General features: G+C 33.1%; 25 protein-coding genes. 15 read left to right on the top strand and 10 right to left on the bottom strand.

Annotated features, from left to right (window positions below):
- Positions 1 to 2: 2 nt before the first annotated feature.
- From ACFSC2_RS13735 to ACFSC2_RS13725, 3 genes are read right to left on the bottom strand one after another with little or no spacing between them, the layout of a single operon-like run.
- On the bottom strand, positions 3 to 2,117 hold the full coding sequence (locus ACFSC2_RS13735) for a DUF4301 family protein (protein ID WP_379814857.1): 2,115 nt from the start codon (positions 2,115 to 2,117) through the stop codon (positions 3 to 5).
- On the bottom strand, positions 2,078 to 2,701 hold the full coding sequence (pnuC, locus tag ACFSC2_RS13730) for a nicotinamide riboside transporter PnuC (RefSeq protein WP_379814858.1): 624 nt from the start codon (positions 2,699 to 2,701) through the stop codon (positions 2,078 to 2,080). The genes ACFSC2_RS13735 and pnuC overlap by 40 nt, the downstream gene beginning before the upstream one ends.
- A gap of 21 nt (positions 2,702 to 2,722) precedes the next feature.
- Entirely contained in the window at positions 2,723 to 3,451 is a 729-nt protein-coding gene (locus ACFSC2_RS13725; RefSeq protein ID WP_379814859.1) for a phosphoglycerol geranylgeranyltransferase, read from the bottom strand.
- 94 nt (positions 3,452 to 3,545) lie between these two features.
- On the opposite strand from ACFSC2_RS13725, the gene ACFSC2_RS13720 reads away from it, so the two are divergent.
- The 3 genes from ACFSC2_RS13720 to ACFSC2_RS13710 all read left to right on the top strand — a co-directional run bounded on the left by ACFSC2_RS13720 (position 3,546) and on the right by ACFSC2_RS13710 (position 4,906).
- Positions 3,546 to 4,142, top strand: coding sequence for a Crp/Fnr family transcriptional regulator (locus tag ACFSC2_RS13720; protein ID WP_379814860.1), 597 nt, complete (start codon positions 3,546 to 3,548; stop codon positions 4,140 to 4,142).
- 81 nt (positions 4,143 to 4,223) lie between these two features.
- A complete protein-coding gene (locus ACFSC2_RS13715) occupies positions 4,224 to 4,511 on the top strand; it encodes a hypothetical protein (protein ID WP_379814861.1) in 288 nt (95 codons plus the stop codon).
- Positions 4,508 to 4,906 carry a group III truncated hemoglobin gene (locus tag ACFSC2_RS13710; protein ID WP_379814862.1) on the top strand — a complete coding sequence of 133 codons (399 nt, stop codon included), beginning with the start codon at positions 4,508 to 4,510 and terminating at the stop codon, positions 4,904 to 4,906. The genes ACFSC2_RS13715 and ACFSC2_RS13710 overlap by 4 nt, the downstream gene beginning before the upstream one ends.
- 25 nt (positions 4,907 to 4,931) lie before the next feature.
- Here ACFSC2_RS13710 and ACFSC2_RS13705 read toward each other — a convergent pair whose 3' ends face one another.
- Positions 4,932 to 5,564 carry a 4'-phosphopantetheinyl transferase family protein gene (locus tag ACFSC2_RS13705; RefSeq protein ID WP_379814863.1) on the bottom strand — a complete coding sequence of 211 codons (633 nt, stop codon included), beginning with the start codon at positions 5,562 to 5,564 and terminating at the stop codon, positions 4,932 to 4,934.
- Positions 5,565 to 5,901: 337 nt separating this feature from the next.
- Here ACFSC2_RS13705 and ahcY point away from each other — a divergent pair, with 337 nt between their 5' ends.
- The 10 genes from ahcY (at position 5,902) to ACFSC2_RS13655 (ending at position 13,436) form a co-directional block, all read left to right on the top strand.
- Entirely contained in the window at positions 5,902 to 7,218 is a 1,317-nt protein-coding gene (ahcY, locus tag ACFSC2_RS13700; RefSeq protein WP_379814864.1) for an adenosylhomocysteinase, read from the top strand.
- A 169-nt stretch (positions 7,219 to 7,387) separates the two neighbouring features.
- Positions 7,388 to 7,960, top strand: a complete 573-nt coding sequence (locus tag ACFSC2_RS13695) for a hypothetical protein (protein WP_379814865.1) — start codon at positions 7,388 to 7,390, stop codon at positions 7,958 to 7,960.
- Positions 7,961 to 8,074: 114 nt separating this feature from the next.
- Positions 8,075 to 8,614: a hypothetical protein gene (locus ACFSC2_RS13690; RefSeq protein WP_379814866.1), complete on the top strand. Its 540-nt coding sequence runs from the start codon at positions 8,075 to 8,077 to the stop codon at positions 8,612 to 8,614.
- 76 nt (positions 8,615 to 8,690) lie between these two features.
- Positions 8,691 to 8,975 (top strand): hypothetical protein, encoded by a 285-nt coding sequence (locus tag ACFSC2_RS13685; RefSeq protein ID WP_379814867.1) that lies wholly within the window; start codon positions 8,691 to 8,693, stop codon positions 8,973 to 8,975.
- Between the two features lie 12 nt (positions 8,976 to 8,987).
- Positions 8,988 to 10,067: a hypothetical protein gene (locus ACFSC2_RS13680; protein WP_379814868.1), complete on the top strand. Its 1,080-nt coding sequence runs from the start codon at positions 8,988 to 8,990 to the stop codon at positions 10,065 to 10,067.
- A gap of 42 nt (positions 10,068 to 10,109) precedes the next feature.
- Positions 10,110 to 10,442 (top strand): DMT family transporter, encoded by a 333-nt coding sequence (locus tag ACFSC2_RS13675; protein WP_111288101.1) that lies wholly within the window; start codon positions 10,110 to 10,112, stop codon positions 10,440 to 10,442.
- Between the two features lie 158 nt (positions 10,443 to 10,600).
- Complete coding sequence (locus ACFSC2_RS13670; protein WP_379814869.1) at positions 10,601 to 11,443, top strand: bifunctional helix-turn-helix domain-containing protein/methylated-DNA--[protein]-cysteine S-methyltransferase; 843 nt, start codon at positions 10,601 to 10,603, stop codon at positions 11,441 to 11,443.
- Between the two features lie 208 nt (positions 11,444 to 11,651).
- On the top strand, positions 11,652 to 12,365 hold the full coding sequence (locus ACFSC2_RS13665) for a 2OG-Fe(II) oxygenase (protein ID WP_379814870.1): 714 nt from the start codon (positions 11,652 to 11,654) through the stop codon (positions 12,363 to 12,365).
- Positions 12,366 to 12,595: 230 nt separating this feature from the next.
- Entirely contained in the window at positions 12,596 to 12,841 is a 246-nt protein-coding gene (locus tag ACFSC2_RS13660; protein WP_379814871.1) for an Ada metal-binding domain-containing protein, read from the top strand.
- Complete coding sequence (locus ACFSC2_RS13655; protein WP_379814872.1) at positions 12,828 to 13,436, top strand: alpha-ketoglutarate-dependent dioxygenase AlkB family protein; 609 nt, start codon at positions 12,828 to 12,830, stop codon at positions 13,434 to 13,436. Before ACFSC2_RS13660 ends, ACFSC2_RS13655 begins: the two co-directional genes overlap by 14 nt.
- 30 nt (positions 13,437 to 13,466) lie before the next feature.
- Here ACFSC2_RS13655 and ACFSC2_RS13650 read toward each other — a convergent pair whose 3' ends face one another.
- Together ACFSC2_RS13650 and ACFSC2_RS13645 are read right to left on the bottom strand one after the other, a co-directional pair.
- Positions 13,467 to 13,763, bottom strand: a complete 297-nt coding sequence (locus ACFSC2_RS13650) for an MmcQ/YjbR family DNA-binding protein (protein ID WP_379814873.1) — start codon at positions 13,761 to 13,763, stop codon at positions 13,467 to 13,469.
- Between the two features lie 53 nt (positions 13,764 to 13,816).
- A complete protein-coding gene (locus ACFSC2_RS13645; protein WP_379814874.1) occupies positions 13,817 to 14,572 on the bottom strand; it encodes an NUDIX hydrolase in 756 nt (251 codons plus the stop codon).
- A 270-nt stretch (positions 14,573 to 14,842) separates the two neighbouring features.
- On the opposite strand from ACFSC2_RS13645, the gene ACFSC2_RS13640 reads away from it, so the two are divergent.
- Both ACFSC2_RS13640 and ACFSC2_RS13635 read left to right on the top strand, forming a co-directional pair.
- Positions 14,843 to 15,100, top strand: coding sequence for a hypothetical protein (locus ACFSC2_RS13640; RefSeq protein WP_379814875.1), 258 nt, complete (start codon positions 14,843 to 14,845; stop codon positions 15,098 to 15,100).
- Positions 15,101 to 15,253: 153 nt separating this feature from the next.
- On the top strand, positions 15,254 to 17,275 hold the full coding sequence (locus tag ACFSC2_RS13635) for a hypothetical protein (RefSeq protein ID WP_379814876.1): 2,022 nt from the start codon (positions 15,254 to 15,256) through the stop codon (positions 17,273 to 17,275).
- Positions 17,276 to 17,313: 38 nt separating this feature from the next.
- On the opposite strand, the gene ACFSC2_RS13630 is transcribed toward ACFSC2_RS13635, so the two are convergent.
- From ACFSC2_RS13630 to ACFSC2_RS13615, 4 genes are all read right to left on the bottom strand, one after another.
- On the bottom strand, positions 17,314 to 19,542 hold the full coding sequence (locus ACFSC2_RS13630; protein WP_379814877.1) for a glycoside hydrolase family 3 N-terminal domain-containing protein: 2,229 nt from the start codon (positions 19,540 to 19,542) through the stop codon (positions 17,314 to 17,316).
- A 14-nt stretch (positions 19,543 to 19,556) separates the two neighbouring features.
- Positions 19,557 to 20,981, bottom strand: a complete 1,425-nt coding sequence (locus ACFSC2_RS13625; RefSeq protein ID WP_379814878.1) for a glycoside hydrolase family 30 protein — start codon at positions 20,979 to 20,981, stop codon at positions 19,557 to 19,559.
- A 1-nt stretch (position 20,982) separates the two neighbouring features.
- The gene (locus ACFSC2_RS13620) at positions 20,983 to 21,822 is read right to left on the bottom strand and encodes an endonuclease/exonuclease/phosphatase family protein (protein WP_379814879.1); all 840 of its coding nucleotides are present in this window, start codon (positions 21,820 to 21,822) and stop codon (positions 20,983 to 20,985) included.
- Between the two features lie 379 nt (positions 21,823 to 22,201).
- On the bottom strand, positions 22,202 to 23,944 hold the full coding sequence (locus ACFSC2_RS13615; protein ID WP_379814880.1) for a cellulase family glycosylhydrolase: 1,743 nt from the start codon (positions 23,942 to 23,944) through the stop codon (positions 22,202 to 22,204).
- Positions 23,945 to 23,951 lie beyond the last annotated feature (7 nt).

Here is a 23,951-nt window from a genome sequence, read left to right as displayed (position 1 = left end):
AATTATTGCGGTTGATGTGCAGGTTTCAATAAATCGTTAACCGTTTTTACAGGATTAAAAGTAATTAACGGAACCGCTACAAAAAGGGTAAGCCAATTTGCCATCGATCCATTCCATAAACCTGGCAATTCGTAACTTTTTACTATTTTTCCATCTACACTTTTTTCGACAATAAAACCCGCTTTTTCGTCTACAAATCGTTGTAAGTCGAATCTTTCGCCTTTATAATTTTTAATACCGCAAACCAAATCTACAGGATTAAAATGCGTTGCTTCAGCTAAAATTTCCTGTTGCTTTTTATTTGATAAATCAACCTGAGAACTTTCTACAATCTGAAGCGAAGTAACTCCTTTATCATTCATTACCCAAAACGGTCCTCCGCCAGGTTCTCCTTCATTTTTTACCATCCCGCAAACGCGAATTGGTCGATCTAATAGTTCTTTTATTTTCTCAATCTGATTCTCAAAAGTGAATTTATCAAAATCACTCGACAAATCAGAATTTAATTTTTCTTTTAAAAACAAAGCAATTTCTGCAATCTCTTCTTGCTTAAATTCGTTTTTTTCGATTGCTCTTAAGTAATTAAAAACTTTTTCTTGAACTTTAATTAAAATACCAGCTAATGCTTTTTTATACAATGTAATTTCATCAATATGATTTTGAATCACATTATCAATGTTTTTTATAAAAATAACATCGGCATCTAATTCATTCAAATTCTCAATTAAAGCTCCATGCCCGCCTGGTCTAAAAACTAATTTGTCGTTTTTATCTCTAACTAATTTGTTTTTTAGATCAACATTTATCGAATCTGTTCTTTTACTTTGGTAAGAATAGGAAACATTGATTTTTGTTTTTGATAACTTCTCAATGTTATTTTTCAATGCAGCAGTTGCATTTTCAAACCAACTCTGATGCGCAGCTGAAACTGTAAAATGCAGATTAGAAATCTCGCCGGAAGTTGCATAGTGAACACATTCATTCAAGTGTTCTTCTATCGGAATCGCAATGTGTGTTTTATATTCGTGAAATGGCAGAACAGCCTTTGGTTTATTTGCAAAATCAAAATAATCTGTAGACAATAAGAGTTTTATAAAATAGTAATTCTTATGATCTCTGTCTAAAGATTCAAAATCTGGATATAGTTCTCTAAGCTTTTTGTCAACTTCTTTAAAGAAAGGGAACTTCTCCATTGCCACAATAAAAATTGGAAGTTCGCTGTCTTTATGCCTATTGATATAAGCATTTATTGTCTCTTTATTAATATCAAAATCATTTAGAAAAGCCGTTAGAAATTTAAACATTCTACTCGCTGCACCAGAGGCAGGAACAAATTTTTTAAGTTTAAATCTAGATTTTTCAGCATCATAAAAAGAAGCTTTTTCCTGAAACTGTGCTTCCGAAAGACTTAATATCCCATTACCGATTGTTGCTGGACTTATTAAATTGCTTTTTGGAATTCCGTCTTTAAAAATCTCTAATTGTTTAAAAACATTTTCAAAATCGGTTCCATGATTATAAATCTCTACAAAATCATTTGATGAAAAACCTTTTTCTTTTGCTAAAGTCAAATTTTTAATAATATCAACAGCTTTCGCTAATCGACATTCTTTATCTCCAGATAAAGTAACGAAAGGTTTTTTAGTATCGATCAAAGTTTGTTTGAAAGCAGAAAAAACAGTCTCACGTCCGTTTGGAGTATCTCTAATATCGTCTTTTTCCCAAGGAACATCAATATCAGTCAAAAAGAATAAATCGTATTCGTGCTTTAAAGCCGCTTCGTGAAGCAACGGATCGCAAAAGCCATAATACATTTCTGAGAAAACCTTTGTAACCATCAAATTGGTATCACAAAACAAATATTTTTTTGCTGTGGCAAGCTTTTCGTTTTCTAATGCTGTTTGCCCATACGCAATTGGCATCATATCATCGGCATCACAAATATGCTGATTTTCTTCCCACTTTTCCTGCAGGTAATCGCGTGCAAATTCTGGAACCCATTCGGTCTCAAAATAGGCAGCAAGCTGTTTTGCTAAAGTTGTTTTACCTGTACTTTCAGGCCCAAACAAAGCAATTTTTATGATATTTGTTTTTTGCTGTCTAAGATTTTTCTCCATTCTATATAAGCTGAAATAGCCAAAATTGTAAAAATTACGTATTGAAGTGACAACATCCCTAAATTGCGATAAGCATAAAGAGGCACAACAATAATATCACCAATAATCCAAAGTGTCCAGTTTTCTATTTTTTTTCTGGCCATGTACCACATTCCTGCGAAGAATATTCCCGACGAAATCATATCAACATAATTATCTGGTTCAATTTTTCGTCCGAAATATTTATAAATGCCGAAAACTACAAAAACGGTTACAATAAATAGTAAGATTCCGATTATTTTTTCATTAAAAGTAGTGCGGGTTATAGGCAGATTATCTTCGGCAGTTCCTCCTTTTGCCCATACATACCAGCCGTAAATACTCATTATTGAAAAATAAAAATTAATGATCATATCACCCATATAACCCGCTATATAAAGCAGATAAACCGATATTCCCGTAGCTATTAATCCGGTAGGATACACCCAGATATTTTCTTTTTTTGCAAACCAAACACTTAAAATACCGAAGACAAAAGTTATAAACTCTAAGGCAATATGCCATAAGGGTATATCTTTATAATAGTCAAGAAAAAAATCTATCATTTGGAAGGTTTTGGTTTTTAATTATAACTCAAAAAAGCGACTGTTATTTTCAAAGGCTGTTCCTATGACAACCAAATCTGCACCCGCTTTATATGCATTCTGAATTCCGTGCAAATCTACAATTCCTCCACCAACAATTACAGGAATTTCAACATTTTGAGAAATCGTTTCAATCATTTTTAAAGGAACAGGTTTATGGGCTCCGCTTCCCGCTTCCAGATATATTAATCTATTGCCCAGCATTTCTCCTGCCAGAGCAGTTGCTAAGACCAAATCAAGATTTTCACGACTTAAAGGCTTTGTTTTACTTACGCGTGCAACCGCAGTTTCGTTTCCGCTTTCAATCAAAATATAACCTGTCGAAATAACTTCTAAATTTGTTTTTTTAAGAATTGGTGCCGACTGAACCTGATATTCTATAAGATAATCTGGATTTCGACCAGACAATAACGATAAGAATAAAATACCATCGGCTTGAGGTGAAATCTGAGAAGGATCTCCAGGAAATAAAACAACAGGAAGATTTGTTTTTTGTTTTAATGCACTAATTAATTCTTCTAAAATAGTATTCTGAACAATACTTCCTCCAACAAAAATATGAGTAGCAGGCGACTGATTAATTTTATCAATTAAATGATCTAAATTTTCTAGTACAATTTTATCGGGGTCTAATAATACTGCCAACAATTTTTGGCCTTTACTTTTAGCCTCTAAAATTTGTTGTAAAATCGTAGGTATTTGTTCTTGCATAATGGCTGTAAAAGTAAAAGTTTTTTTATGCAGAAGAACTATTTGTAATGAATTATATTTGTCTAATGGCTATTGATAACCTAAACAATACATTATGATTGCAGTCGAATTATTAGAAAAATATGGCGCCGTAAAAAAATCGTTCGATAAAAATGATATTATTTTTGAAGAAGGAAATTTACCATTAAACTATTATCAAATCATTTCGGGCGAAGTGAAAATGAGTAATTATAATGATGATGGACGTGAATTTATTCAAGGGATTTTTTATAATGAACAATCTTTTGGTGAACCGCCTTTATTTCTAAATCAAAAATATCCTGCAAATGCTATTGCTGTAGAAAACGCAAAGATTTTTATTCTTCTAAAAGAAAACTTTATGAAGCTTTTAGAAGAAAACCCCAAAATCAGCATTAAAATAATCGAAAATCTTGCACAGCGATTGTATTATAAATCGGTTATGGCAGCCGAAATATCAACACACGAACCCGAACATAGAGTTTTAAAATTAATCGATCACGGAATTGCCTATTTTAATTTTCAAAAAGACTCAAACGGTTTTCTAATTAATTTTACGAGACAGCAAATTGGAGATTTAACCGGTTTACGTGTAGAAACTGTTATAAGGGCGATTAAGGCACTGGAAAAAAAAGGTGAATTGAAGATTATTAATCGAAAAGTATACAGATAAAATAATTCTCGTTTTATGATTTTAATCATAAAACGAACATGGAATGTGGGGGTATCTTTGTCTTATAAAAATCTGAATATCATGACACTATATCAAACAACATTCGACATTTTCAATAGAAATTATATGGGTTCTGCAGCAATGGCTGTAATTGGACAAAGCTGTTTAGGAGGCGCTGCAGCAATGTACGTTTTATCAAACGGAACTTCTATTCTTCAAATGGTACAACTTGCTGTTATTGTTTTAGCTTGTATCTTTGTAAACACTTCAATTTTAGCACAAATGAAACATAAAGTGGTTTTTAACCTATTGCTTCTAAGCTCAATTTTAAGTGTAGCATTTATTTTGATAAACACATTATTACTGTGAAAAAACAAATAGAAAATAGAGCTGATGTAAATTTTTTAGTCCATCATTTCTATGATAAAATAAGAGCCGATGAAGAAATCGGCTTTTATTTTAATGAAATGATTACGGATTGGGACGCGCATCTAGAAAAACTAACTGATTTTTGGGAAACGAATTTATTTGGCATCCGAAAATACAAAGGAAATCCGCACGCTGTGCATAATGAGATTGACGCTCATTTTGACGAAAAAATCACTGCAAATGAATTCGGTATTTGGTTAAACCATTGGTTTCAAACAATTGATGAATATTTTGAAGGCGAAAATGCCGATACTTTAAAAAGACGCGCCAGAAAAATGAGTACTTTTTTGTTTATGAGTATGTTTCAGCACAGACAAAAAGAAAGCGAGGTTTAAATTGGAATTTTTACAATTTAGAATTTCACTTTTCAAAAGCATAAACCAAAGTAAAATTCTCTATTTCGAGATAATGTACATCAAAGTCTTTTACTAAATCATCAAAATACAGACTCGCTGAAGTCTGTTTTTCGTTTAAAGAAAAGTCCTCAACTCGAATATGGTCTTTAAAACTGATTCCTTTTTCGTTTCTGATTTTAAAAATAGCTTCTTTTGCACCCCAGATTACGGTTAGTTTTTTAATATATTCTTCATTAAAATCTGGTTCTAAATAACTGCATTCATAATCCGTAAATTTATCAGCAATTCTAATGATTTTGTCACGTTGTAATTCCATGTCAATTCCAACAGTTTCTTCGCTTATAATTATAGCCGCATAATTGTATGAATGCGTAATCGAAATATAGTTATGACAGTCAAAATACGGTTTTCCGAATTCATCGTAATGCAAATCTTTATCGGTAAAACCCATTTCCTGAATCAGCATACGAACGCTTAGAAAAGCACGCTGATGGAGTTCCGATTTCATTCCGTCCAATCTTCGCTGTGTTTTTTCTTTTAAAGTCACCTGACTGTACAATTCGTCAAAAGATTCAGTAATCTTCCAAATTAAAATCTTGGTGTTTTCGTTGAATTGTATGGTTTGAAATAGAGGCATTTTGAACTGTTTGTTGTGTCTTTTTTTAAATCATGTAAGTTATATAAGGAAATATAGCTTTGTATTTAAAATATGTATTTAGAAAATTTAAGAATTCTTTTTTTTAATAACTTACATCACTTATATGGCAAAATGTCTGTAAGTAATTTAAAGCAAAGATACATTTAAGAATCTTTTTTAAATGAACTTATATCACTTATATAGTTAAAAAACATTCTTAAACTAACTTTCTAGAGATTAAGAAATTAAAGATTTCACAAATCTTACAGAAAGTAGTAAAAATAAAAAGCTATTATGTAAATTTGCAAAAAATTATACATATACAAATATAATATAAATGAGTACTACAACTACGCCTTATGTGGCTTTCAAAGTAAAAGATATTTCTCTAGCGGCTTGGGGAAGAAAAGAAATTGAATTGGCTGAGGCTGAAATGCCAGGTTTAATGGCACTTCGTGCTGAATATAAAGATGAGCAGCCTCTTAAAGGTGCTCGTATTGCTGGATGTCTTCACATGACTATTCAAACGGCTGTTTTGATCGAAACTTTAATTGCTCTTGGTGCAGAAGTTACTTGGTCTTCTTGTAACATTTTCTCAACTCAGGATCAGGCTGCTGCTGCAATTGCTGCTGCTGGAATCTCTGTTTATGCTTGGAAAGGTCTTAACGAAGAAGAATTTGACTGGTGTATTGAGCAGACTTTATTCTTTGGTGAAGACAGAAAACCATTAAACATGATCCTTGATGACGGTGGAGATTTAACAAACATGGTTATCGATCGTTACCCAGAATTAGTTCCTGGAATTAAAGGTCTTTCTGAAGAAACTACAACTGGTGTTCACAGACTTTACGAAAGAGTAAAAGCAGGAACTCTTCCAATGCCTGCAATCAACATTAACGATTCTGTTACTAAATCTAAATTTGATAACAAATACGGATGTAAAGAATCTGCTGTAGACGCTATTCGTCGTGCAACTGACCTAATGTTGGCTGGAAAAAGAGTTATTGTATGTGGATACGGAGACGTAGGAAAAGGAACTGCAGCTTCTTTTAGAGGTGCTGGTTCTATTGTAACAGTTACTGAAATTGATCCAATTTGTGCTTTACAAGCTGCTATGGACGGTTACGAAGTTAAAAAATTAGATACTGTAATTGCTAATGCTGACATCATCATTACTACTACAGGAAATAAAGATATCGTTGTTGGAAGTCATTTCGAAAAAATGAAAGACAAAACTGTTGTTTGTAACATCGGACACTTTGATAACGAAATCGATATGGCTTGGTTAAACAAAAACCACGGTGCTTCTAAAATCGAAATCAAACCTCAGGTTGACAAATATACTATCGCTGGAAAAGATATCATTATCTTAGCAGAAGGTCGTTTAGTAAACCTTGGTTGTGCTACAGGTCACCCAAGTTTTGTAATGAGTAACTCATTTACAAACCAGACTTTAGCTCAAATCGAATTATGGAAAAACGCTGCAGCTTACAAAAACGAAGTTTACATGTTACCAAAACATTTAGATGAAAAAGTTGCTGCTTTACACTTAGCTAAATTAGGAGTTGAATTGGAAACTTTACGTGACGATCAAGCTGCTTACATTGGTGTTGAAGTTCAAGGTCCATTCAAACCAGAGTACTACAGATACTAAATAATTTTAGATTTAAGATTTTAGATCTTAGATTTTATTACATATTCAAACCCGACAAGTTTTAAAAAACCTGTCGGGTTTTGTTTTTGATATAAAATTAATCACGCTGTTTATGGTGTATTTTCTTAAATATAAATATACATTTGGTACACCAAAACAAATCCAAATCATGAAAACACGTTTTATTCTATTACTATTATTACTACTTCCAATTTTTGTCTCTGCACAATATAGTAATATGCAATCGCAAGCTAGAAGCATGCATAATCAGATGAATATGCAAAATCAAAAATGGGCAAGCGAACGATCTGCAGCAAATCAGCAATGGCAAATGAAAAACATGATGAAGAACCATGTTTCTAAAATTGAAGCAGCGGAACATAAACTAGCTAGGGAAGAAAAAAATAAACAAAAATTAGAAAAGAAATCAGAGAAACTAGAATCCGACTTAAAAACAAATCAAGATCAATTAGCTAATCTTAAAAATAATTCAGAAAATAATGCTGACCGTCAAAAAGAAATCGAAAAATCTGAACAAAAAGTAAACAAGTCTCAAGAGAAATTAGATAAAAGCAAAACTAAAATAGAATCTAGTTCAAAAAAGGTTGAGGACTTAAAAAAAGATGTAGAAAAATACAAAAGCGAAAAAGAAGAATTACAGAAAAAACAAGAAGAAGAGAAAAAATTAAAGGAAGAAGAAAAAGCTAAAAAAGAAAAGGAAAAGCAGGAAAAGAAAAAATAAAACTTTTCAAAAATAATAGCCCTTATAAAAACCATAACTTTGGTTCTAGTAAGGGTTTCTTTTTTTATATATTAAACCCCAATTTGAAACTTAATAAACCCCAAATATCAATTTATGAGAACACGCCTAATTTTAATATTAATCGTATGTCTTCCACTTTTTACTAATGCTCAAGGCAGCATGCAAAGACAAATGCAGGCTTCAAATGCAATGTTTAGACAACAAAATCAAATGTTCTTGCAGCAACAACAACAGCAACGCGATTTAAGGCAAGTGATGAACAATATTCAGACAACTGAAGATAAACTTGCTAATGAAGAAAGAAGGTTAAAAAAACACGAAACAAAAGTCGCAGAAAAAGAAGCTGATTTAAAAACTGAAAAAGAAAAGCTAGCCTCTTTAGAAAGCAACTCAGAAAATAAACCAGAAGCCCAAAAAGATATCGAAAGATCAAAAAAGAAGATAGCAAAATCGGAAGAGAAAATAAGCGAATCAAAAAAAAACATTGAAAAAAGTTCTTCTAAAATTCAGGATTTACAAAAGAAAATAGAAGATAATAAAATCAAAAAAGAAGAACTCGCTAAAAAACACGAAGAAGAAAAAAGAATAAAGGAAGAGGAAAAGGCAAAAAAAGAGAAGGAAAAAAACGGATAAGTTTTTTTTCTACAATAAGAAACTAAAATAGAAGTTAATTTAAGTAGCGGCTTATCTTTTTACAAATTGAAAAATAATGATTGAGAAAATTTTATGCGATATACATGGTTCCAAAGAAATGTCTTTTGCTTGTATTCATATCGCCGAAGCAATTGACGCTAAAAATCCGGTTGGGTTTTTCTATTCAGAAGCCGAAGAAGATCTTCCACAGATTGCCTGGTGTAATTCCTGCGAACAATATCTTCTCGATAATGGCGAGGAATGGACTGATCAATTTCAAGCTCTAGCCGATTTTAAAATGCTTTGCTCCGATTGTTTTGACGAAGCAAAAAGCATTGAATTAGAGATTCATCTAAGATAAAAACACGTTTTTATGAAAAAACTTCTTTTCGTTCTTATAGTAGTTATTCTAAATTATCCTGTCTTTGCCCAAAGCAATGATGTTTGGACTTCATTCCCAAATAAAGACACAACGCTTGTAGGTTTTAAAGACAAAAATGGCATCATTAAAATACAGCCAAAATTCAACGGTTTTACCATTGCACGTAAATTCGAAAATATAATTGCCGTTAGCGAAGAAGAAAACGGTAAATGGAAAAACTATTATTTAACCAAGCAGGGAAAGATTGTCGGACGAGACAGCTTATTTGTTTTTGACAATGGTCCGGATTGTGAAAACGAAGGTTTTATCAGATTTACAGATCGCAAAACTGATAAAATGGGAATCTTTAATGCCGAAGGAAAAATTGTAATTCCAGCACATTACAGCGGTTTAACCAAAGTGAGAAACGGATTAATTATTGCTTTGAAAGATGCCGAAAAACAACAAGACGGAGAACATTTTTTCTGGAAAGGTGGAAAAGAATTCCTCATAGACATTAACAATAAAATCTTAATCGAAAATTTCACTTATTCAAATGAATTGAATTTTTATTCTTTAGAAAAAACGAAAGAACCAAATAAAGACGAAACAAGAGATAATTTTCTGGGAGTTGACGGAATGTATTATTCGTTCATCAATTATGATAAAGAATTCAAACATTGGCTAAAAAATACTTTTTTGACTAATTTGACTAAAACTAGTCTAGAGAAACATTCTTTTGATAAAATAACGTATTGGAAAGAGCCAAAAGGCTGGATAAGTGAATCTAAAACGATGTTTGTTCATCACAATTACAATCTCATAAAGTTAAGATTACAGCAGTTAAATTCGCCAAAAACAGATTATTTTATTTCTTCTGACGGATTAAACCAGTTTATTTATGAATCGGAAGAATATGAGATTTATTTCAATAATTGCCACGAATCTAAAGATTGGATGTATCCTACAATGGATATCGTAATAAATCCAAAAAACAAAACGGAGAATGGACAAGATCATTTTGAGTTTTTAAGAACTGAAAATGGTTATAAATTGATAAGTGTTTCTCTTAAAACAGATAATCTTAAATAATTCTTTTTCACTTTAAATTTTACCTTTGAAAAAAAGTAAGCCATGAAGAATTTTCTGTTTTTATTCTTAGCCATAATTTTCGAAATCATTGCAACTTCAGCATTAAAAAAATCGGAAGAATTTACCAAACTTCTCCCTAGTATAATTACTATTATCGGTTATTGCGGAGCCTTTTATTGTCTTAGTTTTGCCATTAGAACCATTCCAGTTGGTTTTGCTTATGCGATTTGGTCTGGCGTCGGTATTGTTTTAATTACGATTATCGGTGCTATTTTCTTTAAAGAAATTCCAGATTTACCCGCTATTATTGGTTTGGCATTAATTGTTATTGGCGTTATTGTAATTAATGTTTTTTCTAAGACTGTAGCGCATTAAAAAAGTTTGAAGTTTCAGGTTTCAGGTTTCAGGTTTCAGGTTAGCAAAAACTTGAAACCTGAAACCTGAAACAAAACTAACAAAAAACTATTTCCGCAAGTTTCAGATTTTATACCCGCAAAAACCAATCGATATTTGTATTATAAAATTGAATGAAGATGAACACACAGGAAACCATCAATTATAATCGTATCGCCGAAGCTATAGATTATATCAAAGCTAATTTTAAAGACCAGCCTAATCTTGACGAAGTAGCAGAAAAAGTACATTTGAGTCCGTTTCACTTTCAGCGACTTTTCAGCGAATGGGCAGGCACGAGTCCGAAGAAATTTTTGCAATATACAAGTATTGAACACGCCAAAAAGTTACTTAAAGAAAATCAGGCTTCTGTCTCTGAAACCGCTTTTGAAACCGGACTTTCAGGAACAAGTCGACTTCATGATTTGTTTGTTAATATTGAAGGAATGACACCCGCAGAATATAAAAACGGTGGAAAGAATCTGGAAATAAATTACAGTTTTGCCGAAAGTCCGTTTGGAAATATAATTGTTGCTTCAACTCAAAAAGGTGTTTGTTTTATGGCTTTCGCCGAAGATGAAGCCACTGGATTTATTGCACTGAAAGATAAATTCCCAAATGCTCAATTTGCTAAGAAACTGGATTTAGCTCAGCAAAATGCCCTTTTTATTTTCCAAAATGATTGGAATAAATTACATGAAATCAAACTTCATCTAAAAGGAACCGATTTCCAGTTGAAAGTCTGGGAAACGCTTCTTAAAATTCCAATGGGACAACTTTCTACTTACGGTTCTATTGCGCATCAAATTCAAAAACCAAATGCATCTCGAGCTGTTGGAACTGCGATTGGCAGTAATCCGGTTGCGTTTCTGATTCCTTGTCACCGCGTTATCCAATCTTCAGGAATATTCGGTGGTTATATGTGGGGCAATACCCGAAAAACAGCTATTATTGGCTGGGAAGGCGCGCAGATAAATCTATAATGCAAAAATTTAACGCAAAGTATATTCGTAGAGATGCACTGCAGTGCGTCTAACGTTTCAAAATCCACAAAACATTTTCTCGCAGATTTAACAGATTTAAACAGATTTTTTAATCATTGTGATCCTTTAATCTGTGGCAAAAAAAAGCCAATCTTTGTGTAGACGCACTGCAGTGCGCCTCTACAATAAAAAAATAATTTTTCATTTTATGCAAAATATACAATCAAAAATTGCATCTCAAAACTGGGATCGCATCACCGAATCTATGCACGAAAATGGATTTGCCATTATTCCGGATGTATTGAACAACGAACAATGTGAAGATTTAAAATTTGATTACGATAATCCCAATTTATATCGAAAAACTGTTGTTATGGAACGTTATCGTTTTGGTTTGGGCGAATACAAATATTTCAATTATCCGCTTCCAGATTTAATTCAAGATATTAGAACTTCGATTTATCCAAAACTGGCACCAATTGCCAATGCTTGGATGAAGGCTTTAAATATCAATAGCGTTTTTCCTAAAACGCATGAAGAACTTTTAAAACAATGTCATGAAAACGATCAATTAAAAGCAACGGTTTTGATTTTAAAATATGGCAAAAGCGGCTTCAATACTTTGCATCAGGATTTGTATGGCGATGTTTATTTTCCGATTCAAATTGTGCTTTTCCTAAACGAACCCGATAAAGATTTTACTGGAGGCGAATTTGTTCTAACGCAACAAACGCCGAGAGCACAATCCAAAGCTATTGTTTTGAAACCTAAAAAAGGTGATATTTTGGTTTTTACAACCAATTTCAGACCTGTAAAAGGTTCAAAAGGTTATTATCGTGTGAATATGAAACATGGTGTGAGTGAAGTGCACTCTGGAGAAAGATATACGTTGGGGATTATTTTTCACGACGCTTTATCATAAAACATTAACACAATCAATATCTGTAGAGACGCACTGCTGTGCGTCTGCGTAAAGTAAATCGACAAAGATTTTTTTCTCGCAGATTGCGCAGATTTAAACAGATTTTTTTTTCAGATTATTTCAAAATTAATTCGTGTTCATTCGCGTAATTCGTGGCGAATAAAATATCGGGGACAATCTTTGCGTAGACGCACTGCGGTGCGTCTCTACAATACAAAACATATATTTTTATGATTAGTCATCAAAAAATAACCGATTCTGAATTGCTTCGTAAAATTAAAAAAGGCGAAATTTGTTTCGGTGGCAACCAAAAATTAAAAATTTACGGAACTTTAAAATGTTCTTCGGGAAAAAGAATGAAACGAGAAAATCGGGTTTTCTTTTTATCTGAAAATGAAGCGAGAGAAAATGGTTTCAGACCTTGCGGGCATTGTATGAAATCGGAATATCAAAAATGGAAAAATGGACTTATTTAATCCTCAAACTGACGAAACAACTAATCTGCTTCCAAAAGACGGAACGGTGAATTATTACGGAAAATTGTTTTCGAGAACAGAAGCCGATTTCTACCGCGATGTTTTACTCAACACAATCGAATGGAAAAACGATGAAGCCGTAATCTTCGGGAAATTAATTTTAACCAAACGAAAAGTGGCTTGGTACGGCGATCAGGAATTTGAATATACGTATTCAAACACCACAAAAAAAGCACTGCCTTGGACACCTCAACTTTTAGAATTAAAGAAGATCATTGAAGAAAAAACAGGCGAAACTTTCAATTCTTGTCTGCTGAATTTATATCATTCCGGCGAAGAAGGAATGGCGTGGCACAGTGATGCCGAAAAAGATCTAAAGAAAAACGGAGCAATCGGTTCGGTAAGTTTTGGTGCCGAACGCAAATTTGCTTTCAAACATAAAGAATCTAAAGAAACGGTTTCTTTAATTTTAGAGCATGGCAGTTTATTAGTCATGAAAGATGAAACGCAGACGCATTGGTTGCATCGATTACCACCAACAAAAACGACTCAGAAACCAAGAGTTAATCTGACTTTTAGAACAATCGTGAGGTAAATTTGTTATTTCTTTTTTGACGCGACATTTTCATACGAACGTATTAAAAGCATCTTCAAACATTTCTGGCCTTACTCTTAAAAGTTCAACAATTGTCCAGCCTTGTGTTCCCCATTTATTTGGAATCGGATAGAATATCTTTTCGCTTGACGCACAAAAAACAGATTGATCTATTTCGTTTAATTTTAAAACGGCATGATTATTCTTTTCGTCAAAAGTGGCAAAAATCTTCTTATTGATTCTAAAAGAGGTTTTCTCAAAATGAGGCTCTTCCGTCGCATCTGGAAATGATAATGCAAGTTTTCTAAATTCATCAATTGAAACCATAATCTATTTATTTATACCTAACAGGTTTTAAAAACCTGTTAGGAAACGCTATTTTACCAGCCTTGATTTAGTCCGTTTTTTAGAACTTCATCGTATTTTTCTTTATCAAACGAATAAAGATTTGGTGCTTTGTGTGCTACATTGCTTTTCTTTTCGTCGAGTTTTGTCAAGATTCCGATATTGGTTATTTTTCTTAGAAAATTTCTTCTGTCCAGTTTTTTATCCAAAATGGTTTCATATAATTTTTGAAGTTCTGGAATGGTAAATTTTTCGGGAAGCAGATTGAATCCAATCGGCATTAAATTCAATTCCATTCTCAGCGTATCCAAAGCTTTGTCCAGAATTTCTTTATGGTCTAAAATAAGTTCGGGAACTTCTTTATGATCAATCCATTCTACTTTCTCATTTGTATTAACAGGATTTGGGATAATTTTCGAAAAATCTACCAAAGCATAATAACCAATAGTTACAAAACGACGCAGGAGCCATTTGCCTTTTTCTTCTTCTATTTTTAGATATTCTAAAATCTTTTTATCAAAATGCTGTTCGTTTCGTTTTACTTTTCCGAAAGTGGCAAATTGTCTCAAAAAAACGCCTTCTACTCCAGTTCTGCTATTTAAAACGGTAATCGCAGCTGTATCAATATCCTGATCAACAGGTATAAAGCCGCCGGGAAGCGACCAATTTTTGCTTCGATCGACTTTAATCAATAAAACTTTTAGCTGATTGTCATGAAAACCAAAGATTACGCAGTCTATAGATAGTCCTGGCTGGTAATTTTCATTATTATCAATTATATCTTTTAGCATTCGTTTTAATTTCGTTGATGAATTATCTTGCAATTTAATGCATTTTTAGAAATATCTATTCTTATACACATCTGAATCAACAAAAACATAAGTGTACAAATCACAATTTTAACTAAAATTTAATCCCAAATTTAAAAAAAATAATTACATTGCGTCATTATAACACATTAAGGATTGATTTTGTTAGATTTTGATCTTTAAACAAAGAAAAATACCACAAATCGTTTTGTTTTTCTTAAAAAACTGATGTTGAAAGCTAAATGCAGGAGTATGATTTCCAATTCATTAAAAAATATTAATCAAAAAATAAGAACCAAAATCTGGACTTCTTTCGGATTTGTTTCTAAGACTTATTTACTTGAAGCTTCGTTGAAATATAGCGAAGAACAGGAAAGGATTTTTAACGAAATGATTACTGAAACAGAAGTAAAAGACAAGAAAGCCAAACGCGAAGCTTTTGACAAAGCATTATACGCGTCATATAAAGGAATTGGCGCTATGGATTTTATAAATACTGTGCTAAAATAAATTTGTACTAATAATTTATATTTTTTCTATTTACCTCACTTTTTCAGTGAGGTTTTTTTATTCTTAATTTTTTAAAATATAACTGACAAAATTGTACAATAAATACATATTTTTGCTACAATTACGATTACACACCTAATATATTTTATAAGCATGGAAAATACTATTGAAGCAGAAAATTACAAAATTAAGAAACCAGAAAACTGGGCGCCGCAAATTACTGATGACCAACTTATTGATTATATAAAAGAAACCGATTTCTCTAACAATCAAGTTGACGAAGGACGCGATTTTTGCTACTTTCTAGATAAAATTTATTATACCTCTGATACTGAAAATAGTGAATATGCCTGCGTTGCTTATACTCTAAACGAACCTGCAAATCTTGAAAGTGCATCTGTAAAAGATGTGGTGGTTGAAGAAAACGAAACTTATATTATACATAGAATAAGTGTTGTGAGAGAAGGTGTTTTGGTTGATAAAATTCAAGACACAAAAATCAAAGTTCTTGACAGCGAAAATCAGAGTGAAGGCGGTATTTTAAGCAGCAATAAAAAAGTAAATATTACAATAAAAGATCTGCGTCTGTATGATGTTTTGATTATTGAAGATTCTAGAGTGAAAGTATTCTCTGATCGTGATTTTTTACGTAAAGAGTTCTTAAAACATATCTATGTTACACCAAGCAGTTATTGGGCTTACGGAAGTTATAAGTTTACTTTCATAAACAACAGAAAAGATGTAATTGCATATAAAAAAGCCTTTTTTAGAGATGAACAGGGAAATGTTCTAGAGCCAGAAATCGGTTATTTAAAAAGTGGCGAACGTTTTATTATCGAAAAAGAAAACTACATCAACTTTGTAGATGCAAATAGAGAAATTGCTCCTTTTATTGATTTTGCAACAGACCGAAATTGGAAGGATCTTTCGAATTATATTTCACCTCTTTATGAAGAGATTTATGCTAAATCTTCACTTTCTGAATTTGCTCCAAAACTGGTCGAAAAACTAGATGCGATCGCAGATCAAGATGAAAAATTACAGTTTGCTATTGATTACGTTCAAAACCATGTTTATTATATTTTTAATGCTGACGAAATGAACGGCCATAAACCGCAGGAACCTTCTGTTACTTACGAAAACAAACAGGGCGACTGCAAGGCAAAATCGGTTTTATTGAAAGTGGTTTTAGATTACATCAAAGTTGATTCTTCTGTAGTTTTGGTCAATTTTAATTCGGATTATTACATTAAACATTATCTTCCTTCTTTGTTGACTTTTAATCATGTTATTGTAAAAATCAATTATAAAGGAGAAACGTATTTTATTGATGCAACTGCAAGAGATGAATTTGGATTGATTGAAAATCGCGGTTTCATTTATTTTATGCATTATTTGGAGGTAAAACCAGATCAGGTTTTAGAGATTAAAGAGTCTCACCGATTTGCTTATTATGGTATTAGCGAAAAAGTAGATTTTGATGTTCTAAATAATATTGGTCAACTAAAATTGGTTACTTCGTATAAAGGAAATCGCGCCAATTATATGCGTAAATATTTTAAGAATACGAATAAAAGAGAAATCATTGACAGCTGGAATAACTTCTTGTTTTATACTTTAAATTATTCAAATGATCGAAATGGAACTGATATAAGAACCATTTTTAAAGACGCTTCGATTGAAGTGATTAGCGATGACAAAAGGCTGAACGAAATTACAATTCAATACAAAAGCACGATTGATAATGCTTATTTTACGGATGCCGATAAAAATCGTTTCTTAATGTATTTTGATCGAAATATGGTTAAAAACGGTGCAAGGGATTTTATACACAATGATATTCCGTTTTGGCATAATTTCGACAATGAAAAATACGAAATCAATTTAACGACAGATCAAAAAATTGATACTCAGGAAAAATATACAATTCAGGAAAGTACGATTAAGAATCCTTATTTTGATTTTACTAGCCGTAAAAAAGTAGCGAAAAATGGCGCATCAATTTACATTGATTTCAAACCATTGGTGAATTTAGAAATTCCTCAAAGTGATTTTGAAGATTTTAGAAATGCACATCATGAAATTGCTGATAGTAACTTCGGAATTGGAATTGATATTATTGAACAGGGTTTATTAAATATGCTGAAATACAGTTTTAAAAAACGTCTTAAATAAGAGATAAAAAAAGGGGCTTTAAAGCCCCTTTTTTATTTTTAGTCTACCAATTCAAAATCAGATCTTAATTTAATATCTGCAGACGAAGCTCCAATCATAACTTCAAAATCTCCTGGCTCTGTTGTCCATTCTAATTTGTTGTTATAAAAAGAAAGCTTTTCTTTATCAATAGTAAATTCAATTGTTTTAGATTCTCCTGCGTTTAATTTTACTTTTTGGAAATCTTTTAATTCCAAAACAGGACGAACCACAGATCCGAATTTGTCTTTTAAGTACAATTGTACTACTTCTTCTCCAGCAACTTTCCCGCTGTTTTTAAGCTGGAAAGAAACTTTAATATTTTCCGTTTTTTTGATTTTGGCAGAAGATAATTTCAAACCAGAATAATCAAATGTTGTATAACTTAATCCGTAACCAAATGCATACTTTGGAGAGTTTTTCAAATCGATATAAGCAGATACGTAGTTCGTAGAATTTTCATCTTTTGCTGGTCTTCCTGTACTAAAATGATTGTAATAAATCGGCACCTGACCAACTTCTCTAGGGAAAGTCATCGGCAGTTTTCCAGACGGGTTGTAATCTCCAAATAATACATTTGCAATTGCGTTTCCGGCTTCTGTACCCAGCCACCAAGTGTAAACAATTGCTGGAACATTGTCTGCTGTCCAGTTAAAAACTAGAGGTCTTCCTGCATTTATTAAAACTACAACTGGTTTTCCCGTTGCCTGAATTGCTTTTACCAAATCTTCTTGAACTCCTGGCAAATGCAGATCGCTTCGGCTTTTTGCTTCACCGCTCATGTCACGTCTTTCACCAATACTTAAAACTACAACATCAGCTTGTTTTGCCGTTGCTACTGCTTCTGCAAAACCATCTTTGTTAGTTCCTTCTATTTCGCATCCTTTTGCATACAATAATTTAGTGTTTTTACCCACTTTATTCTGCATACCGTCCCATTGCGAAACGATCCATTTATTGTAATCTACTTCTGGAAGTTCTACAGACCAAAATCCCATATTTTCTTTGTATTCTTTAACCATTGGTCCAATGAATGCAATGGTTTTTACGCTTTTAGAAATTGGTAAAGTCTGGTTTTCATTCTTTAATAAAACAATACTTTTCTCTGCAACTTCACGCGCCGCTTTTCTATGTTCTGGATTATTTAATGCTTTTTCTTCGCGTTTTCCATCAGAATATCTGTAAGGATCATCAAATAATCCTAATTCGAATTTCTTTCTTAAAATACGTTTTACAGCATCATCAATCAAATCAACAGAAACTCTGCCTTCTTTTACCAATTGAGCAAGATTGTAACGGTAAGCATTACTTTCCATATCCATATCGCTTCCTGCTGTAATGGCTGAATAAGCTGCTTCTTTTAGATCTTTTGAGTAACCGTGTGCCACCATTTCGCCGATTGATCCCCAGTCAGAAACTACAAAACCTTGAAAGTTCCATTTTCCTTTTAGAATATCTCTTTGTAAATGTGCATTTCCAGTTGCTGGAATTCCGTTAATATCATTGAATGAATTCATGAATGTTGCTGCTCCTGCATCCAGAGCTGCTTTAAACGGAGGTAAATACGTTTCCCAAAGCATTCTTTCGCTCATATCAACTGAGTTATAATCTCTTCCTCCCACTCCTGCGCCATACGCTGCAAAGTGTTTTACGCATGCCATAACTGAGTTTAAATCTCCCAATTTATTCCCTTGAAATCCTTTTACTCTTGCATAAGCAATTTTAGAACCTAAGTAAGTATCTTCTCCTGCACCTTCCATAACACGTCCCCAGCGCGGATCACGTCCGATGTCAACCATTGGTGCAAACGTCCAGTGAATACCGCTTGCAGACGCTTCTGTAGCCGCAACTCGTGCTGCTAATTCGATAGCTTCTAAATCCCAGCTTGCTGCTTCTGCTAACGGAAGCGGAAAAGTAGTTTTGTAACCATGAATAACATCTTGACCAAATAACAACGGAATCTTAAGTCTTGACTGCATAGCCAATTCTTGATATTGTCTGGTATATTTTGTTCCGATGATATTTAACATCGAACCAATTAAACCTTGTTTAATTTCGTTTTGTTTGTTTGGATTAATGGTAATCGGGCCTGTTGCCTGATTATCTCCCGTGTACTGATTTAACTGACCAATTTTTTCTTCAATAGTCATTTTTTTCAATAGAGCATTTACTTTCTGATCTATTGTTTCCTGCTGTGCCGACGCAAAAATTGTCATCATCAACAGGGCAAAAGTGGTTACTTTTTTCATGAAATTAGTTTTGTTTACCAAACGTAAGTGGCTACTGCACCTGCATTTAATGAAGTTGAAATTTGTTTTTGATTGTATTTTATATTGAATGTTTCTGCTGAAGCTCCATCATTTTCTACAATCAGAACAATTTGTCCTAACGGAGTTTTAAAAGAAACATTGTGTATATTTCCTACAATATTACTTCCGATTCTAACTGATCCTTCTGGAACAAATTTAGAAGCATGCGCAATAATATAATATCCTACTTCTCTTTTTATATTTTGATTTTGGTCAATCATCAAAGCTCCTTTACAAGTCGTACATCCTCCTGGTGTGAATGGCTTATAGAATTCGTCATTCGCCAATCCCCACGAAAGCGCAATTTTGCTCCAGTTTCTCATAGAACCAATTACTACATTTTTTACACTCCATTTCAAGTCTTTCTCAAAACTACTTCCTGATCCCGTATATTGTTCTGTAAAATACAAATCCTTATTTGGAAAAGCATCGTGAACGGTAGACATCGCACTGATATCTCCTTCATACAAATGAAAAGCGGAACCCGCCACAAACGGATTGGCTTTTGCATCTTTCAAAATCGTTAAAGGATATTCTGGCTTGTTGCAGTTGTGATCGTAAACTACAATTTTGGTCTTAATATTAGCCGCTTTAAAAGCTGGCCCTAAATGGTTGCCGATAAAATCTGCCTGCTGTTCTGCGAGCATCAACAAACTCGGATTGTTTCCTGGATGTAATGGTTCGTTTTGCGGTGTAATGGCATCAATCACAATCCCATGCGATTTCATTGCCTGAATATATTTCACAAAATATTCGGCATAAACTTGATAGTATTTTGGCTGTAAACTACCCCCTTTCGAGCTTCCGTTGTCCTTCATCCAAACGGGAGGCGACCACGGAGAACCCATTATTTTAATATTCGGATTTATGGCTAAAATTTCTTTTAAAACCGGAATCACATCATTTAAATCTGGTCCTAAATTAAAATGTTCTAGTTTTAAATCGGTTTGGCCTTCTGGCATATCATCATACGAAAAAACTTTTTCATTCAAATCTGATGCTCCAATACTAATTCTTAGATAACTCAATCCGATGGCATTTTCTTTTCTTGAAAATAATTCCTGAAGCAAAGCCTCTTTTTTAGCTTTATCCAGCTTTAAGATTGCTTGAGCGCTTCCTCCTGTCAATGAAAATCCAAAACCTTCTACGGTTTGGAATTTTTGAGAAGGATCGATCTCAATTGTCTGGTTCGAATTTGTTTCTGAATTGAAAACTAAATCGTCTTGTTTTTTGAGTTTTGAAGTTTCATCTGTTGTTGTAATCCAAGATGAAGCTTTTCCAGAATTTACTGCAGCACTTTGTGTAGATCCGCATTTTATCTGCATTGCAATAAGAGGCAATAACAGTAAAATTTGAAGTTTTTTGTTGATGTTTTTCATTTTAATCTATCTCTATTAAGACGGGCAAATGATCCGATGGATATTTTAAATCTTTAGAATCACTTAATACCGCATGTTTTTGAATTTTGAATTCACTATTTTTTGAAATAAAAATATAATCCAGCAATAAGGTTACAGGTTCGTTATGTTTAAAATCATTAAACGTTCCCGATGGCCCAAAAGGTTTTTCCTTCGAAACGTCTTTGGTATCATCCATTACTTTTTTAATCTCTACAATCTGTTTCGTTTCAGGCTCTGAATTAAAATCACCCATTAAAAAAGCGGGATAATTTTTAGTATTCAATTCTTTTATTTTTGAAAGAACCAACTCTACTCCTTTTACTCTTGCCACTTCGCCCATGTGATCAAGATGAATGTTAAAAACGTAAAATGATTTCTTCGTTTTTAAATCTTTAAAAAGTCCGTATGTACAGACTCTGTTACACGCCGCGTCCCAGCCTCTTGAAACTTTATTTGGTGTTTCTGACAGCCAAAATGTATTAGATTCTAATACTTTGAAACGATCTTTTTTATAATAAATAGTACAAGCTTCACCCAAACCTCCTTCTTCTCGTCCAACTCCAAACTTGTTATAATTCGATAAAGCCGAAGCAATGTATGTAACTTGCCCTGGCGTTGCTTCTTGAACTCCAAAAATATCCGGACTGTAAAATTGTATTTGAGAAGTAAAATAGTCTTTTCGGTTTGGCCATGCATTTTCTCCGTCTGATGCAACATCTAAACGAATATTGTAGGTCATAATTTTCAGGTTTTGACCATAAAATGAACTGCTCACCAAAAGGAGCATTACTACTAAAATAGTTGAATTTATCTTTTTCATCTTTAAAAAAATTTAATCCGTAAAACTAGTGTTTCCAAAGCCTCAAAGAAAAAAACTTATTTAAAACTTATGTTAATTAACCTGTTGTCTATAATTCAAAATGCAAAAATTTCAACACATACAAACATAGATTCTTCTTTAGTAAAAAGAATAATTGAAAGAAACTAGTTTCTCTCACATAGCTATGTGAATTCAATAAAAGTGAAACGCCTTTTTTAAACTCAAAAAACTATGTCTCTATGTGTTAAGAAGAATTGCACTCAACGAGTTTAATTCTTCTTTTTTATAATAATCGGAAACGTTGCAAAACAGAAAAAACAAAAAGCAAAATCAATACTATCACACCAAATTTATCCATCTTGTTTTTGAATGCTGTTTTCTATTTTTTTGAGCTTTTTGCTTCCGAAAAATCCAAATAGTTTAGGTTGAAACCGCCTTGGTCAAAAACTACTTTTATTTTATTTTCACCTTCTTTTAATGCTAGGTCTGATAAAACAACTATTTTCCAATTTTCATTTCCTTCCGTTGCTGGCAGTGAAATAGTGTTTGATTTTGAATCTGCTGTTTCTAAATGAAGTTTTCCCTCTTTTCCAGCATAACGAATCTCAACATTGTATTTACCTTGTTTCTTAACCTGAGTTGTAAATTGAAGCCATTCGCCGTCTTCGATAAACGAAACTTGATAGCCGTTTGAACCTTTGTCTTTGCAAGGCAGAATATCTACACCATCATTTCGCATTGTATTTCCTTTATTCCATTCATCAAAATTTCCAGTTTCAACTCTGTAGTTTATGAAATCTTTATCGGAATAAGCAAATCCGTTGGTTCCTAAATCATAATGTGTTGCAGCAATTTTTCCTGGAATTTGATTCTTTTTATACGCTTTTGTATCATTCGTTTGCACTTGTCTAAACATTGCATCAATTACATCTGGTTTTACGGTTACGTTTTCCATTTTGTAATTGTCTGCCATTCTCATTAAAGCTTTTTTGGCAAACTCTGCGCTTGGTTTTAAACCACCGTTTTTCCAATATTTTACCAGAACATCATATTCAGGATTTTTTGTTACAGAAGTTACTCCTGCAATATTTTCGATTTTTTTCATTGGCCAGAAAGCCCATCCAATATTGTTGGTTTCTACTAAAGTCAAAGCATCTTTGAACCATACATTGGAGTTTTCGCCGCTTTCTCCCATCCAGATCGGAACATTGTATTGCGTTCTATAATCAAGCATTTTTTGGATTGATTCTTTGGTCGTATAGTTCCAATATTTATGAAAACTCAACGCCATATTTTCATCCCAAAGCGGAAAAACTCCGTTGTAATTATTTCCCCAGCAGTTTCCTTCAATAATTACTAAGTGATTCGGATCTACTTCGCGAATTGCTTTTGTAACTGCAACCATTAAATCTCTTAAAGGTCCGTTGGAGTTTTCGTCACATCCATTTTTATTAGATCCTGTAAAATTCCAATTTGGTTCATTAATAATATCATAAGCTCCAATCCATTGATTGTCTCTGTAACGTGAAGCCAGTTTTTTCCATAAAGCAATCATTTTTTTCTGATTGGCTTCACTTTGCCAAAGCGCTGGTTTTGTAGTATCGTAATCCGAAATTGCGGCATCATTTCCTTGTCCGCCCGGCGCTGCGTGCAAATCAAGAATTAGATAGATTTTATTGTCAGCACACCACTTCAAAAGATTGTCGGTCATGGTAAAACCTTCTTCGATCCAAGTAATTTCGCCATTTTTTTCTTCTTCAATCGGCGGCGTATACAGATTATAATGCATTGGAAGCCGTATAGAATTGAAACCCCATTTTGCGAGCGAATCTATATCGCGTTTTGTGATTCCGTTTGCCTTATAAGCTGCATAAAATTCTTTTGTTCCCTGCTCGCCAATAACCTCTTGAATTTTTTGTTTGATTTGATATTGCGGACTCGCAAAAGGCTGCGTCTGTAACATATATCCTTCCTGCACCATCCATCCGCCAAGACCTAAACCTCTTAAAATGATATTATTTCCTTGTCCGTTCACAATTTTCTGGCCGTCTCTATGCAAAAAGCCCTGTCCGAAAGAGACTATCGAAATCAAGAGTTGTAATGTTATGAGTATTTTTTTCATACGAAAA

Source organism: Flavobacterium artemisiae (assembly GCF_042678225.1).
GTDB classification, from domain to species: domain Bacteria; phylum Bacteroidota; class Bacteroidia; order Flavobacteriales; family Flavobacteriaceae; genus Flavobacterium; species Flavobacterium artemisiae.
This window is presented reverse-complemented; position numbering and strand designations above follow the sequence as displayed.